Genomic DNA, 13,876 nt, shown 5'->3' with positions numbered 1-13,876 from the left:
TTAAATACAGAGCTGTACTGTATTCATGTGATCGAGAGGAGACCCGAGATGTCCGAGACCGAGGCGATCACCCTCCCCACCGCGCGCCCGACCCCGTTCGACCCTCCCGCCGACCTGGCCGGGCTGCGCGAGCGCACCCCCATCACCCGCCTGGCCTACCCCGACGGCCACCTGGGCTGGCTGGTCACCAGTCACGCGCTGGTGCGCGAGGTGCTGGCCGACCGCCGCCTCAGCACCCGCTCCGAGCTGCGGCACAGCCCCGTCGAGAGCACGAGCACGGGCCGGCCGAGCCCGCCCGGGATGTTCATCGGGGTGGACCCGCCCGAGCACACCCGCTACCGCAGGCTGCTCACCGGCGAGTTCACCGTGCGCAGGATGCGCCTGCTCACCGAGCGCATCGAGGAGATCACCGAGCACCGGCTGGACCTCATGGAACGGCAGGGCCCGCCCGCCGACCTGGTGGAGGCGTTCGCGGCGCCGGTGCCTGCGGTGGTGATCTGCGAGCTGCTCGGCGTGCCCGACGAGGAGCGGCCGGGCTTCATGACCGAGGCCACCGTGCTGGTGCGCCCGGACGCCGCGCAGGAGCAGAAGATCTCCACGTTCCTGGCGATGCGGGCGCGCATCCGCGACCTGGTCGTGGCCAAGCGGGCCGAGCCCACCGACGACCTGCTCAGCGACCTCACCAGGAGCGACCTCACCGACGAGGAGCTGGCCAACATCGGCTTTCTGCTCCTGGGCTCCGGGCTCGACACCACCGCCAACATGCTCGCCCTGGGCACGTTCGCGCTGCTGCGCCACCCCGGCCAGTTGGCCCTCCTGCGCGACGAACCCGGCCGGGTGGACCAGGTGGTGGAGGAGCTGCTGCGCTATCTCACGATCGTCCCCTTCCTCGTCCGTACGGCGCTGGAGGACGTCGAGCTGGGCGGCGAGCTGGTCAGGGCCGGCGAGACGGTCACGATCTCGGTCCCGGCCGCCAACCGCGACCCGAAACGGTTCCCCGACCCCGACGTGCTCGACCTGCGCCGGGACACCGGCGGGCACGTGAGCTTCGGCCACGGCGTGCACCAGTGCCTGGGCCAGCAGCTGGCCAGGGTGGAGATGCGGGCCGGCTATCCGGCCCTGTTCAGGCGGTTCCCGTCGCTGCGGCCGGCGGTCGAGCCGGAGCAGGTGCCGCTCCGCACCGACATGCTCATCTACGGGGTGCACAGCCTCCCGGTCACCTGGGACGTCCAGGAATGAGCGGCCGGGTCTGCGTCGTCACGGGCGCGTCGTCCGGCATCGGCCGGGCCACCGCGCTGGAGCTGCTGCGCGCCGGCCACACCGTGTACGGCCTGGCGCGCCGCGTGGAGCGGATGGAGGTGATCCGCGAGGCCGGCGGCCACGCGATCGGCGCGGACGTGACCGCGGAGGCCGACCTGGAGCGCGCCGTGCGGACGGTCCTCGACGAGCAGGGGCGCATCGACGTGCTGGTGAACAACGCGGGCACCTCCGTGTACGGCGCCGCCGAGGAGGTGCCGCTGAAGCGGGCGCGGCAGGTGTTCGAGGTCAACCTGTTCGGCCTGGCCCGGCTGACCCAGCTCGTCCTGCCGCACATGCGCGAGCGCCGCTCCGGCACGATCGTCAACATCTCCTCGATCGGCGGCGAGATCGCCCTGCCGCTGGGCGCCTGGTACCACGCCTCCAAGCACGCGCTGGAGGGGTACTCCGACTCGCTCCGGCAGGAGGTCGGGCGGTTCGGGGTGCGGGTGGTGGTGGTGCGGCCCGGGATCATCGCCACCGAGTTCGGCGACGACACGCCGCGCGAACTGCGCGAGATCTCGGGGCACGGCCCGTACGCGGACGTCGCCGAGTGGATGGCGGCCGGGGCCGAGAAGGGATTCGGGCCCGGCAGCAGGGCGTCGGACCCGCGCGTGGTCGGCCGGGCCGTGGCGCGGATCGTGGCCACGCGCGACCCGAAGCCCCGCTACGCCGTCGGCTACCTGGCCGGGCTGATGCTGTGGGTCAATAGACTCCTGCCGGACCGCCTCTACGACAAGATGGTGACCCGCCGCGCATGATGACCACCGACGACCTCGGCACGACCGGCCCGCGAGCAGCGCGTCCCGCCGGACGGCCGCGCAGCCAGGAGGCCGACACGGCCATCCTGGCGGCCGCGCTCGACCTGCTCATCGAGTACGGCGCCCAGCAGACCAGCATCGAGCAGGTCGCCAAGCGGGCCGGCGTGACGAGGGCGACGGTCTACCGCAGGTACACCGACAAGACCGCGCTGCTGGCGCGCACCCTGCAGTGGGCCCTGCACGACTTCGACCCCGCGGTCGCCGGCTGGCGCGACCTCGACCACATGTTCGCCGAATGGGCGCTGCATCTGGCCGATCCGCGCAACCGGATCCTGCTCCGGCGGGTCTTCGGGACGGTCGACGACTATCCGGATCTGCTGCGGACCTACCGGGAGACCAACGGCGGGCGGCGGGAGAGGGTGGTGCGCGACGCGCTGGCCGCGGCCCGCGAGCGCGGCGAGCTCCCGGCGGACCTCGACGTGGACGTGGTGCGGGAGCTGCTGAGCAGCGCGGTCACGGGCCATCTCGCGGGCCATCCCGACGACGAGGGCGCCGAGGAGATCAAGGCGTACTTCCTGGCGATCATGCGGCAGGTCGGTTACCGGCCGTGACGAGGATCGGCGGATAATACGGCGATATTTCCACTGACCAGATTACATTTCAGGCAGTCACGTTACATTTCGCGACACCTCTTGCTTTCCCGACAAGATCTATCCACGCTTCTCGACAGAAGCGTAAAGATCACCTCTTGTCTCGAGGGACTCGAAGGAGAGTCGCGTGCTCAACACCCCCCGCTGGCGTGCGGTCCTGGTCGGGATCGCCGTCACCGCAGGCTTATGCGTCCCGCAGGTCCCGGCGCAGGCCGCGCCGGAGCCTGCGAAGATCGACGCCGCCGTCCAGGCGCAGCTCGACAAGGACGACAAGGCCACTTTCTGGGTCCGGATGAAAGGGGCGGCCGACCTGAGCGGCGCCCGCCGGGCGATCGCCAAGGACACGAAGGCCGAGCTGGTCTTCGAGGCCAAGACCGAGCGGGCCACCGCCTCCCAGGCCGGCCTGCGCAAGCTGCTCGACGCCCGGCACACCGACTACACCCCGTACTGGATCGTCAACGCCGTACGGGTGACCGCCGACGAGAAGCTCGCGGGCGAGATCGCCAAGCTGCCCGACGTCGAGAGCATCCAGCCGGTCCGCACCGTCAAGCTGCCGGACTCCACGCCGGGCAAGACCGAGGCGAAGGTCAAGGTCGCGGACTCGGCGACATCAGAAGTCGCGGTCGAGTGGAACATCGACCGGGTCAACGCCCCGCGCGTCTGGAGCGAGCTGGGCAACCGCGGCGAGGGCATCGTGATCGCCCACATCGACTCCGGCGCCCAGTTCGACCACCCCGAGCTGGTCCAGAGCTACCGGGGCAGGAACCAGGACGGCACGTTCACGCACGACTACAACTGGTTCGACCCGGCGCGCGTCTGCCCGAGCGCCGCGCCGTGCGACAACAACGGCCACGGCACCCACACCATGGGCACGATGGTCGGCGCGAACGGCATCGGCGTCGCGCCCGGCGCCAAGTGGATCGCCGCCAAGGGCTGCGAGGTCAACACCTGCACCGACGCCTCCCTGCTGGCGGCCGGGCAGTGGGTCCTGGCGCCGACCGACCTGAACGGCCAGAACCCGCGCCCCGACCTGGCCCCCGACATCGTCAACAACTCCTGGGGCGGCGACGGTTACGACCCCTGGTACAAGGAGACCGTCGAGGCGTGGGTCGCGGCCGGGATCTTCCCGGCGTTCGCCAACGGCAACGAGGGCCCGGCCTGCCGCACCAGCGGCTCGCCCGGCCAGTACGTGGAGAGCTACAGCGCCGGCGGCTTCGACATCAACAACGCGCTGTACACCCGCTCCAGCAAGGGCGAGGGCGAGAACGGCGAGATCAAGCCGAACATCGCGGCCCCGGCCGTCAACGTGCGCTCCTCGACCCCGGGCAACACCTACGAAAGCTTCACCGGCACCTCGATGGCCTCGCCGCACGTGGCGGCCACGGTCGCGCTGATCTGGTCGGGCTCGCCCGGCCTGCAGGGCAAGGTGGCGGCCACCCGGCCGCTGCTCGACAGCACCGCCGTCGACGTCAGCGACACCAGCTGCGGCGGCACCGCGGCCGACAACAACGTCTGGGGCGAGGGCCGGCTCGACACGTACGCCGCCGTTCAGGCCGCGCCGCACGAGGACCTCGGCGACCTGCGCGGCACCGTCATCTCCGACGGCGCGCCCGTGGCCGGCGTGACGGTCACGCTCTCGGGGCCGCTGAGCCGTACGGTGACGACCGGCCAGGACGGCACGTACGCCGTGCCGCGCCTGCTGCCGGGCGAGTACCAGGTCAGCGCGGAGAAGTTCGGCTACGCGAAGGCCACCGCGACGGCCGTGATCACGGCCGGGCAGGCCACGACCGCGGACGTGAGCATCGCCAGGCAGCAGTCCGGCGTGGTGTCCGGCACGGTCAGCACCGCGGGCACGCCGGAGGCGGGCGCGACGGTGGCGGCCACCGGCACGCCGGCGAGCGCCGTGACCGACGCCTCCGGCCGCTACAGCCTGACGCTGCCGCACGGCGACTACGAGCTGACGATCACGCCGGTGTCCCGCTGCTCCAGCGGCACGACGGCGTCCGTCTCGGTGACCGGCGACGTGACCAAGGACGTCGAGCTGCCGCTGCGCGGCGACAACTTCGGCTACACCTGCCGCAGCGGCGCCCAGGCGTACGTGGCGGGCACCGACAAGCTGGCGCTGTCCGGCGACGACGAGGCCGTGCAGGTGACGCTGCCGTTCCCGGTCCCGTTCTACGGCACGGGCAACGGCAAGGCGTGGATCGGCACGAACGGGTACGTCTCCTTCGCCACCGACCGGGTCACCACCGGCAGCAACGGCCGCCTGCCGACCACCACCACGCCCAACAACGCGGTCTACCCGTACTGGGACGACCTCATCGTGGACGCCCAGGCCGGGGTCTACACCGGGGTGACGGGCACGGCGCCGCACCGGACGTTCGTCGTGGAGTGGCGTAACGCCGGCTTCTACAACGCCGCCGACCTGCGGGTGTCGTTCTCGGCGCTGCTGGGTGAGGACGGCTCGATCGCCTTCCGGTACAAGGACATCGACAGCGAGCGCGAGCAGGGCTCCAGCGCCACCGTCGGCATCGAGAACGCGGGCGGCACCGACGCCATGCAGTACTCCTACGAGGAGCCGGCGCTGTCCTCGGGGCAGGGCCTGACGTTCACGGCCAGCCGGCACGGCCTGGTCACCGGCGCGGTCACCGACGCCAACGACGGCAAGCCGCTGGCCGGGGCGACGGTCAAGGTGGGCGACGTGGTCACGTTCACCACCGGCGAGGACGGCGCGTTCTACGGGCAGGTGCTGGCCGGCGACTACGAGGTCGTGGTGGCCAAGGAGCACTACGGCACCTTCACCAAGGCCGTCACGATCGCGCCCACGACGGTGACCCGGATCGACACGGCGCTGGTCACCGGCCAGGTGAGCGCGTCGGCGGGCGAGCTGACCGTGGTGATGCCGGCCGAGTCCACCCGCACCAGGACGCTGGAGCTGACGAACCTGGGCTCGCCGACGCCGTACACGGTGGTGTCGGAGCCGTGGTTCGCCACGACCCCGGCCTCGGGCGAGCTGGCCAAGGGGCAGAAGGCGACGCTGAAGGCCACGCTCTCCAGCGCGGGCGTCGCGCCCGGCACGGTGAAGACGGGCAAGCTCCTCGTCCGCTCGGCCAGCGGCCGGCAGCCGACCATCGAGATCAAGGTGTCGGTCGTGGTGCCGAAGCTCCAGGTCGCCATCGACACCGGCGCCTCCAAGAACGTGGTCGACAGCGCCGGTGACACCTGGACGCCGGACAAGAAGTACGCCGCGGGCGGCTACGGCTACGTGGCCACCTCGACCGGCACGTCGAGCACGTCCAAGGCCATCGCGGGCACCGCCGACCAGGCGCTGTTCAAGACCGCCAGGGAGAAGATGCTGGAGTACCGGTTCGACAACGTGCCCGCCGGCACGTACACCGTCGAGCTGGACTTCGCCGATCTGAAGAGCACCAAGCCGGGCAAGCGGGTCTTCGACGTCCTCGTCGAGGGGCAGCTGGCGATCCCGGCGCTCGACCTGGCCCTGGAGGCGGGCACGTACACGGCGGTGAGCAGGCAGTACACGGTGAAGGTCACCGACGGCCAGCTCAACGTGCGCTTCGCCACCCGGCAGGGCGACACGGTCGTGAACGCCGTCCGCATCTCGGAGCGCCCCGACCGGGCGACCCCGTAGCGGCCCTCGGGTAAGGGCACCCTTTGTCACCGGGTGCCCTTACCCATCCAAAGACGGCGGGCCGGCGAAGAAAGGAGCAAGGCAACACCCACACAAGGAGATCTGATGCGCAAGCAACTGGCGCTCGCCGTCGTCGTGCTCGGCGCGGGCGCTGTCCTGGGCGCCGGCCCGGCCTCGCCCGCGCAGGCTCGGCACCGCTTCGACGGCCCCCGCGTCGCGGGCCTGACCACCAGGGGCGACCTGGTCCTCTTCGACGCGGGCGACCCGCGCGACGTCAGCCGGGTCGGCAGGATCAGCGGCCTCAGGGGCGACATGAAGGTCGTCGGCATCGACTACCGGGTCCAGAACCGCAGGCTGTACGCCGTCGGCGACAAGGGCGGCGTCTACACCCTGGACAACCGGGCCAGGGCTGCCAAGGTGTCCCAGCTGACCGTCCCCCTGAGCGGCACCGCGTTCGGCGTCGACTTCAACCCCGCCGCGAACCGGCTTCGCGTCATCAGCGACACCGGCCAGAACCTGCGCCACAACCTCGACGACCCGAACGGCGCGCCCGCCGCGGGCACGACCGCCGGCGACGGCGCCCTCACCAACCCGCCCGTCCCGCCCGCCACGGCCGGGGCGAGCGCGACCGGCGTGACCGGCGCCGGCTACACCAACAACGACCTGGACCCGGCCACCGCGACGACGCTGTTCGACGTGGACACCACGGGCGACCAGATCTCCGTGCAGTCCCCTGCCAACGCCGGCAACCTGGCCCCGGCGGGCAGGCTGGGCGTGGACGCGGCGACCGGCGCCGGGTTCGACGTCTTCAGCCGGCTGCGCGGGGGCGTGACGGTGTCGAACACCGCCTACGCCGCGCTCAAGGTGCGCGGCGCCTACCGCTTCTACACGGTGAACGCGCTGACCGGCGACGCCGTCCTCGTTGGAACGTTCCCGATGAACCGCCAGGTGCGTGACATCGCCGTTCAACTGGGCTGAATCCGCAATGGATGCCCCCGGGCTACCGCACCCCGGGCGGCATCTGTTACTGGTTAGTACATGAGACGCGTGCGGCTCCAGCGGGATCTTCCCGTTCCGATGCCCGACGGCGTGACACTGCTGGCCGACCACTACGCCCCGCCCGGAGGCGGGCGGGCCCCCGTCGTGCTGATGCGCTCCCCGTACGGCCGGCGCGGCCTGTTCGGCTGGTACTACGGCCGCGGCTTCGCCCGGCACGGCTTCCACGTCGTCATCCAGAGCTGCCGCGGCGGCTTCGGCTCCGGCGGCCTGCTCGACCCGCTCGGCGACGAGCACGACGACGGCCTGGCCACCATCGCCTGGCTGCGCAAGCAGCCCTGGTACGGCGGCTCGTTCGCGATGTTCGGCCCCTCCTACCTCGGCTACACGCAGTGGGCCGTCGCGCCCTACGCCGGGCCCGAACTGAAGGCCATGGCCACGCAGATCACCGCCTCCCAGTTCAGGGACGCGGCGTACGTGGGCGGCGCGTTCGCGCTGGAGTCGACGCTGAGCTGGACCACGCTCACCGACGGCATGTCGCGCCGGTTCGGCGGCGCCGCCGTGCTGACCGCGCCCCGGCTGACCCGCAGGGCGGTCCTGTCGGGCCGTCCCGTGGCCGAGCTGGACCTGGCCTCGGCCGGGCGGCCGCTGCGGTTCTACCAGGACCTGCTCCTGCACCACGCCCACCCGGACGCGCCCTACTGGCGGCAGCGCGACTTCTCGCCGCGGGTGGGCGAGGTGGAGGCGGCCGTCACCATGCTGGGCGGCTGGTACGACGTCTTCCTGCCGTGGCAGCTCAAGGACTACACGGCGATGCGGGCCGCGGGGCGGCGGCCGTACCTGACGATCGGGCCCTGGTACCACATCGACACCCGGCACGGACGGCCCTCCATGGCCGAGTCGCTGGCCTGGTTCCGCGCACACCTGCTGGGCGACCCCTCCGGGCTGCGGCCCGACCCCGTGCGCCTGTACGTGACGGGGGCCGAGGAGTGGCGCGACTATTCCGACTGGCCGGTGCCGGGGATGCGGGAGCAGCGCTGGCACCTGCAGCACGGGTCCGGGCTGGGGCTCGACGGGCCCCAGGACGCGCCGCCCGACCGCTTCCGGTACCACCCCGCCCATCCGACGCCGGTGATCGGCGGGCCGGTCCTGCTCGGCGACTCCCGGCCACGTGATCAGCGGCGGCTGGAGCAGCGGCGCGACGTGCTGGTGTACAGTTCGGCGGCACTGGAGTCGGACGTGGAGATGATCGGGCCGGTGCGGGGCGAGCTGTTCGTGCGGTCGAGCACGCCGTACGTGGACGTGGTGGTGCGGGTGTGCGACGTGCACCCGGACGGGCGCTCGTTCAACGTGTGCGAGGGCGTGCGCCGCCTGTCCGTCTCCGACGCCCTCGACGGTATACGGCGGGTCCGTGTGGATCTGTGGCCGATCGCGCACCGGTTCGGGCGCGACCACCGGATCAGGGTGCACGTGGCGGCGGGGGCGTACCCGACGATCGCCCGCAACCCCGGCACCGGCGACCCCCTCGGCGGGGGCGACGGCGCGATGGTGCCCGCCGACGTCGAGGTCTTCCACTCCCCCGGCCTGCCTTCCGCGGTGGTGCTGCCGCTGTGCGCGCCTCGCGGTTGATGTCGCTGGTCCTGCTGCTGCAGGGCCGGGGCGGGATGACGGCGGCCGAGCTGGCCAAGGAGCTGGAGGTCTCCGAGCGGACCGTGCACCGGGACGTGCTCGCGCTGTCGGAGGCGGGCGTGCCCGTGTACGCCGACCGGGGGCGGGGCGGCGGCTACCGGCTGCTGGACGGGTACCGGACGCGGCTGACCGGGCTGGACCGGGCCGAGGCGGAGGCGCTGTTCCTGTCGGGGGTGCCGGCCGCGCTGCGGGAGATGGGGCTGGAGGAGGTGGCGGCCACGGCCCGGCTGAAGGCCGCGGCCGCGCTCTCGCCCGCGCTGCGGGACGCGCCCGCCCTCGCCGCCCAGCGCTTCCATCTGGACGCGCCCGGCTGGTTCGTCGGCGGCGATCCGCCGCCGGAGGCGCTCGCGCCGCTGGCCAGGGCCGTGTGGAACGACCGCCGCGTGTCGGCCGTCTACAAGGGGAACGTGCGCACGCTGGAGCCGTACGGGCTGGTGCTCAAGGCCGGCGCCTGGTACCTGGCCGCGCGGCTCGGGACCCGGTTCCTGATCTTCCGGGTGCACCGGTTCGGGGCCGTGTCCGTGCTCGCCGAGCCGTTCGACCGGGAGCCCTCCTTCGACCTGGCCGCCTTCTGGGCTGGGCAGTCGGCGGAGTTCACCCGGTCGCTGCTGCGGGAGGTGATCACGCTGCGGCTCAGCGAGCTGGGGGTGCGGCTGCTGCGGCACGTCGCCGACCCGGCCGCGCTCGAGGACGCGCTCGCCTCGCTCCAGCCGGACGGGACGGTGCGGCTGGCCGTGGAGTCGGTGCCGGTGGCGTACTCGCAGGTGCTGCGGTTCGGGCCGGAGGCGGAGGTGCTGGACCCGCCCGAGCTGCGGGAGCTGGTCGCCGACGCCGCCGCCCGCATGTCGGCCCTCTACCGGCCCTGACGCTTTTCAGCGGTACTCGGCCGGGTCGGTGTCCTTGCCCGGCTCCCGTACCTCCGTGATGAAGCTCCACACCCGCGGGCGGCTGCCGTCCACGTCCGTGAAGCCGTACTCCCCGGCCAGGTCCTCGCTGGAGACCGACCTGCCCGACCAGCGCCGCCGGTCGGGGTCGGCGGCGAGGGCGGCGACGCCTCTGCCGACGTACGCGGGGGTCTCGGAGACCATCCAGCTGATGTCCACCTTCGCCTCGCGCCAGTTGTCCTCGGTGACGCCGAAGTTGTCCAGCATGGCCTCGGAGCGCAGGAAGCCCGGCGTCACCGCCACCGCGGTCCCCCCGTACGGGCGCAGCTCGCGCGACCAGGCGAACGCCAGCCGGTTCACCGACACCTTGGCCAGGTCGTAGTAGACGTTCTCGCGGTAGCGGGTCTCGTTGAAGGCCCAGGTGCCGTCGGTGACCTCGACGACCAGGCCGCCCTCGTTCCTGATCAGCAGCGGGAGCAGGTGGCGGCTGCTGATGATGTGCGTGTCGATCGCCAGCCTGAGCAGCCGGAACCCCTTGTCCATGTCGTGCTTCCAGACCGGGGTGTCCCACTCCCAGAGGTGGTCGCCGCCCCACACGTCGTTGACCAGCACGTCGAGGCGGCCCTGCTCGCGCTCCACCCGCTCGGCCAGCGCCGCGACCTGGCCGGAGTCCAGGTGGTCGACCCGCACCGCGATGCCCGTCCCGCCGGCCGCGGTCACCAGCTCCGCCGTCTCCTCGATGGTCTCCGGCCGGTTCATCTCCGAGCGCCGCTCCCGCGTGCTCCTGCCCGTGCAGTAGACCGTCGCCCCTGCCGCGCCCAGCGCGACCGCTATGCCGCGTCCCGTCCCGCGGGTCGCCCCCGCCACCAAAGCAATCATGAGCCCGATCGTTCCCCGAATACCCGACATCTCGTGTCATGTTTTTTCGCATAACCCTGTGATAAGTACGGATTTACTATGAACAGCGAATTCGAGCTGCGCGGGGTCAACCATGTCGCACTGGTCTGCTCGGACATGAAGCAGACCGTCGACTTCTACTCGGGCGTGCTGGGCATGCCGCTGATCAAGACGATCGAGCTGCCCATGGGCTGGGGCCAGCACTTCTTCTTCGACTGCGGGGGCGGGAACGCGCTGGCGTTCTTCTGGTTCCCGGACGCGCCCGAGGGCGTGCCCGGGGTGTCGGCGCCGAAGAACCTGCCGGATCGGGGGGAGCTGGTGTCGGCGGTCGGGTCGATGAACCACATCGCCTTCGACGTGCCGCCGGAGCGGATCGAGGAGTACCGGGAACGGCTCGTGGCCAAGGGGGTGGACGTGGGGGTGCTGCTCAACCACGACGACAGCGAGTTCGGGGTGGCGCCGGAGATGCACGACGGGGTGTTCGTCAGGTCGATCTACTTCAAGGATCCCGATGGGGTGCTGGTGGAGTTCGCGGCCTGGACCCGGGCGGTGGGGCAGCCGGGGGACGTCCACCACACCCCCAAAACCGCCGCCGACCGCACCACCTGACGCCCCCACCAGCACGGCGCCCCGGCGGCGCGGCACGTCGCACCCGAAGGGCCGGGCACCGTCGACGGCGCCGGGCTCCGCCGCACCCCGACCCGCCGACGCGGCGCTCCCAAGCGCGGGCGCGCGTCGCCGCCCACGACGACGCGCTCACCGTCCTACGACGACCCGCCCCCGCACACGCGCGGCGCCGCGCACGATGGTGGGCGCGCCGGTAAGGCGCTGCGCCACGGCGGTCCGGCGGCGGAGCGGTGGCGGGAGGGCGGGGGGTCATCGGGTGATGCGCCAAGTGCGGCGGTGGGACCGTTGGGCGCGGGGAAGGGACCGTTCGGCGATCAGGGCGCGGGGGGTGTGGCGGGCCGGTGCTGATGGTTGCTGTGGTGGCGTGTGTGGCGAGGCCATAAACGCTTCAAGATTTTAGGCCAAACCGTAATATTGCCGACATTTGGATTAATACCACCGCAAAGCTACTCTCCCTCCATTGACTACCCGTCAGGAACCGGTCACAGCCGGCTCCAGATCCACTCATCGGAGGGTTGATGACTACCGGGGAACCCGGGCAGCCACGCACCGACCGCAGCCCCTGGAACTGGCTGCTGATCCTGCCCATCGTGCTGCCGCTGCTGACGTTCCTGTTCAACGCCGACGAGCCCCGCCTGTTCGGCTTCCCGCTCTTCTACTGGCTCCAGCTCGCCTTCATCGTGGTGGGCGTCGTGTCCACGACCATCGTCTACAGGATGACCAAGTGAGCGGGCACACGACCGAGCTGGTCGTCTTCGTGCTGCTGTTCCTCCTGGTCACCGTCATGGGGTTCGTGGCCGCGCGGTGGCGGCGGCCGAACGACCTGGCCAGCCTCAACGAGTGGGGGCTCGGCGGGCGCAGCTTCGGGTCCTGGATCACGTGGTTCCTGGTGGGCGGCGACCTCTACACCGCCTACACCTTCGTGGCGGTGCCGGCGCTGGTGTTCGGCTCCGGCGCGATCGGGTTCTACGCGCTGCCGTACACGGTCGTGGTGTACCCGCTGGTGTTCCTGGTGCTGGCGCGGATGTGGTCGGTGTCGCACGTACACGGGTTCGTCACCCCCGCCGACTTCGTCCGGGCCCGCTTCGGGTCGCCGACGCTGGCGCTGGTGATCGCGATCACCGGGCTCGTGGCGACGATGCCGTACATCGCGCTCCAGCTCGTCGGCATCGAGGCGGTGCTGAAGGCGATGGGCATCACCGGGCACCTGCCGATCGTCATCGCGTTCGCGATCCTGGCCGCGTACACCTACCAGTCGGGCCTGCGAGCGCCCGCGCTGATCGCGTTCGTGAAGGACGCGCTGATCTACATCGTGATCCTCGCGGCCGTGATCTACATCCCGGCCAAGCTGGGCGGCTGGGACTCGATCTTCGACGCGGCCAAGGCCAAGTTCGACGCCAGCCCGGCACCGGGCGACGGCATCCTCCTGAACGCCAACAACCAGCTCCAGTACGTGACGCTGGCCTTCGGCTCGGCGCTGGCGCTGTTCCTCTACCCGCACAGCCTCACCGGCGTGCTGGCCTCGAAGAGCCGCAACGTCATCAAGCGGAACATGTCGGCGCTGCCCGCCTACAGCTTCGTGCTCGGCCTGATCGCGCTGCTCGGCTTCATGGCCATCGCGGCCGGCATCAAGCCGTTGGCAACCGCGGCGGGCACGGACGACACCAACACGATCGTGCCCCTGCTGTTCGACAAGATGTTCCCCGACTGGTTCACGGGCGTCGCGTACGCGGCCATCGGCATCGGCGCGCTCGTCCCGGCGGCGATCATGTCGATCGCGGCGGCCAACCTGTTCACCCGCAACGTCTACCGCGAGTACATCAACAAGGACGCCAGCGACGCCCAGGAGGCGAATGTCTCCAAGATCGTGTCGCTGGTCGTCAAGGTGGGCGCGGTGCTGTGCATCCTGCTGCTCGACCCGCAGTTCTCGATCGACCTGCAACTCATCGGCGGCGTGATCATCCTGCAGACGCTCCCGTCGGTGGCACTGGGCCTGTACACGCGCTGGTTCCACAAGGGCGGCCTGATCGCGGGCTGGGCGGCCGGCCTGGCGGCGGGCATGTGGATGCTGTACCTCACCCCGAATCCGGCCAAGCACCAGGAGCACTTCGGCGGCTCGGCGTTCGCGCTGTCGAACCTGGGCTTCGACACCAAGATGACGATCTACGCCGGGTTCCTGGCGCTGGCCGTGAACCTGGTGGTGGCGGCGCTGGGTACGCTGCTGTTCCGGGCGATCAAGGTGGCCGACGGCGAGGACGCGACGGCCCGCGACGACTACTTCGCCGACGAGGGCGACCCCAAGGTCAAGGATCTGGACCTGACCGGTTCGCATTGACCTTCAGGGCTGACGGCCCGTCCCGCCACGCGCGGGGCGGGCCGTCGGTCTTCCACGTGGCCACCGGTCCTCCACGTGGCCGTCAGTCTCCA

At 71.3% G+C, this 13,876-nt stretch carries 11 protein-coding genes; 10 read left to right on the top strand and 1 reads right to left on the bottom strand.

What is annotated here, in order from left to right; all coding sequences use genetic code 11:
- The first annotated feature begins 48 nt into the window (after positions 1–48).
- From ABZS69_RS15435 to ABZS69_RS15405, 7 genes are all read left to right on the top strand, one after another.
- A complete protein-coding gene (locus tag ABZS69_RS15435; RefSeq protein WP_355371771.1) occupies positions 49–1,239 on the top strand; it encodes a cytochrome P450 in 1,191 nt (396 codons plus the stop codon).
- Positions 1,236–2,057, top strand: a complete 822-nt coding sequence (locus ABZS69_RS15430) for an oxidoreductase (protein ID WP_355371769.1) — start codon at positions 1,236–1,238, stop codon at positions 2,055–2,057. The genes ABZS69_RS15435 and ABZS69_RS15430 overlap by 4 nt, the downstream gene beginning before the upstream one ends.
- Entirely contained in the window at positions 2,054–2,668 is a 615-nt protein-coding gene (locus ABZS69_RS15425; RefSeq protein ID WP_355371766.1) for a TetR/AcrR family transcriptional regulator, read from the top strand. Before ABZS69_RS15430 ends, ABZS69_RS15425 begins: the two co-directional genes overlap by 4 nt.
- Before the next feature lie 166 nt (positions 2,669–2,834).
- Positions 2,835–6,356, top strand: coding sequence for a S8 family serine peptidase (locus ABZS69_RS15420; protein WP_355371763.1), 3,522 nt, complete (start codon positions 2,835–2,837; stop codon positions 6,354–6,356).
- 105 nt (positions 6,357–6,461) lie between these two features.
- Positions 6,462–7,334, top strand: a complete 873-nt coding sequence (locus tag ABZS69_RS15415; RefSeq protein ID WP_355371761.1) for a DUF4394 domain-containing protein — start codon at positions 6,462–6,464, stop codon at positions 7,332–7,334.
- A gap of 60 nt (positions 7,335–7,394) precedes the next feature.
- Complete coding sequence (locus ABZS69_RS15410; RefSeq protein WP_355371758.1) at positions 7,395–8,981, top strand: CocE/NonD family hydrolase; 1,587 nt, start codon at positions 7,395–7,397, stop codon at positions 8,979–8,981.
- Positions 8,963–9,907: a WYL domain-containing protein gene (locus ABZS69_RS15405; protein WP_355371755.1), complete on the top strand. Its 945-nt coding sequence runs from the start codon at positions 8,963–8,965 to the stop codon at positions 9,905–9,907. The genes ABZS69_RS15410 and ABZS69_RS15405 overlap by 19 nt, the downstream gene beginning before the upstream one ends.
- 6 nt (positions 9,908–9,913) lie before the next feature.
- Here ABZS69_RS15405 and ABZS69_RS15400 read toward each other — a convergent pair whose 3' ends face one another.
- A complete protein-coding gene (locus ABZS69_RS15400; RefSeq protein WP_355371752.1) occupies positions 9,914–10,804 on the bottom strand; it encodes an SDR family oxidoreductase in 891 nt (296 codons plus the stop codon).
- A 78-nt stretch (positions 10,805–10,882) separates the two neighbouring features.
- Here ABZS69_RS15400 and ABZS69_RS15395 point away from each other — a divergent pair, with 78 nt between their 5' ends.
- From ABZS69_RS15395 to mctP, 3 genes are all read left to right on the top strand, one after another.
- On the top strand, positions 10,883–11,431 hold the full coding sequence (locus tag ABZS69_RS15395) for a VOC family protein (protein ID WP_355371750.1): 549 nt from the start codon (positions 10,883–10,885) through the stop codon (positions 11,429–11,431).
- Between the two features lie 536 nt (positions 11,432–11,967).
- Positions 11,968–12,177, top strand: coding sequence for a DUF3311 domain-containing protein (locus ABZS69_RS15390; protein WP_355371747.1), 210 nt, complete (start codon positions 11,968–11,970; stop codon positions 12,175–12,177).
- On the top strand, positions 12,174–13,784 hold the full coding sequence (gene mctP / locus ABZS69_RS15385; RefSeq protein ID WP_355371745.1) for a monocarboxylate uptake permease MctP: 1,611 nt from the start codon (positions 12,174–12,176) through the stop codon (positions 13,782–13,784). Before ABZS69_RS15390 ends, mctP begins: the two co-directional genes overlap by 4 nt.
- Positions 13,785–13,876: the final 92 nt, after the last annotated feature.

This window comes from Nonomuraea sp. NPDC005650 (genome assembly GCF_040605375.1).
GTDB lineage: Bacteria > Actinomycetota > Actinomycetes > Streptosporangiales > Streptosporangiaceae > Nonomuraea.
The sequence above is the reverse complement of the archived record's forward strand: the minus strand, read 5'-3'. Positions and strand labels throughout refer to the sequence as shown.

Bases quoted from the DNA above. Each gene is read 5' to 3' on its own strand.
- ABZS69_RS15390 (WP_355371747.1), top strand. From the start codon at position 11,968: ATGACTACCGGGGAACCCGGGCAGCCACGCACCGACCGCAGCCCCTGG.
- ABZS69_RS15435 (WP_355371771.1), top strand. From the start codon at position 49: ATGTCCGAGACCGAGGCGATCACCCTCCCCACCGCGCGCCCGACCCCG.
- ABZS69_RS15425 (WP_355371766.1), top strand. From the start codon at position 2,054: ATGATGACCACCGACGACCTCGGCACGACCGGCCCGCGAGCAGCGCGT.
- ABZS69_RS15430 (WP_355371769.1), top strand. From the start codon at position 1,236: ATGAGCGGCCGGGTCTGCGTCGTCACGGGCGCGTCGTCCGGCATCGGC.
- ABZS69_RS15415 (WP_355371761.1), top strand. From the start codon at position 6,462: ATGCGCAAGCAACTGGCGCTCGCCGTCGTCGTGCTCGGCGCGGGCGCT.
- ABZS69_RS15410 (WP_355371758.1), top strand. From the start codon at position 7,395: ATGAGACGCGTGCGGCTCCAGCGGGATCTTCCCGTTCCGATGCCCGAC.
- ABZS69_RS15400 (WP_355371752.1), bottom strand. From the start codon at position 10,804: ATGATTGCTTTGGTGGCGGGGGCGACCCGCGGGACGGGACGCGGCATA.
- ABZS69_RS15395 (WP_355371750.1), top strand. From the start codon at position 10,883: ATGAACAGCGAATTCGAGCTGCGCGGGGTCAACCATGTCGCACTGGTC.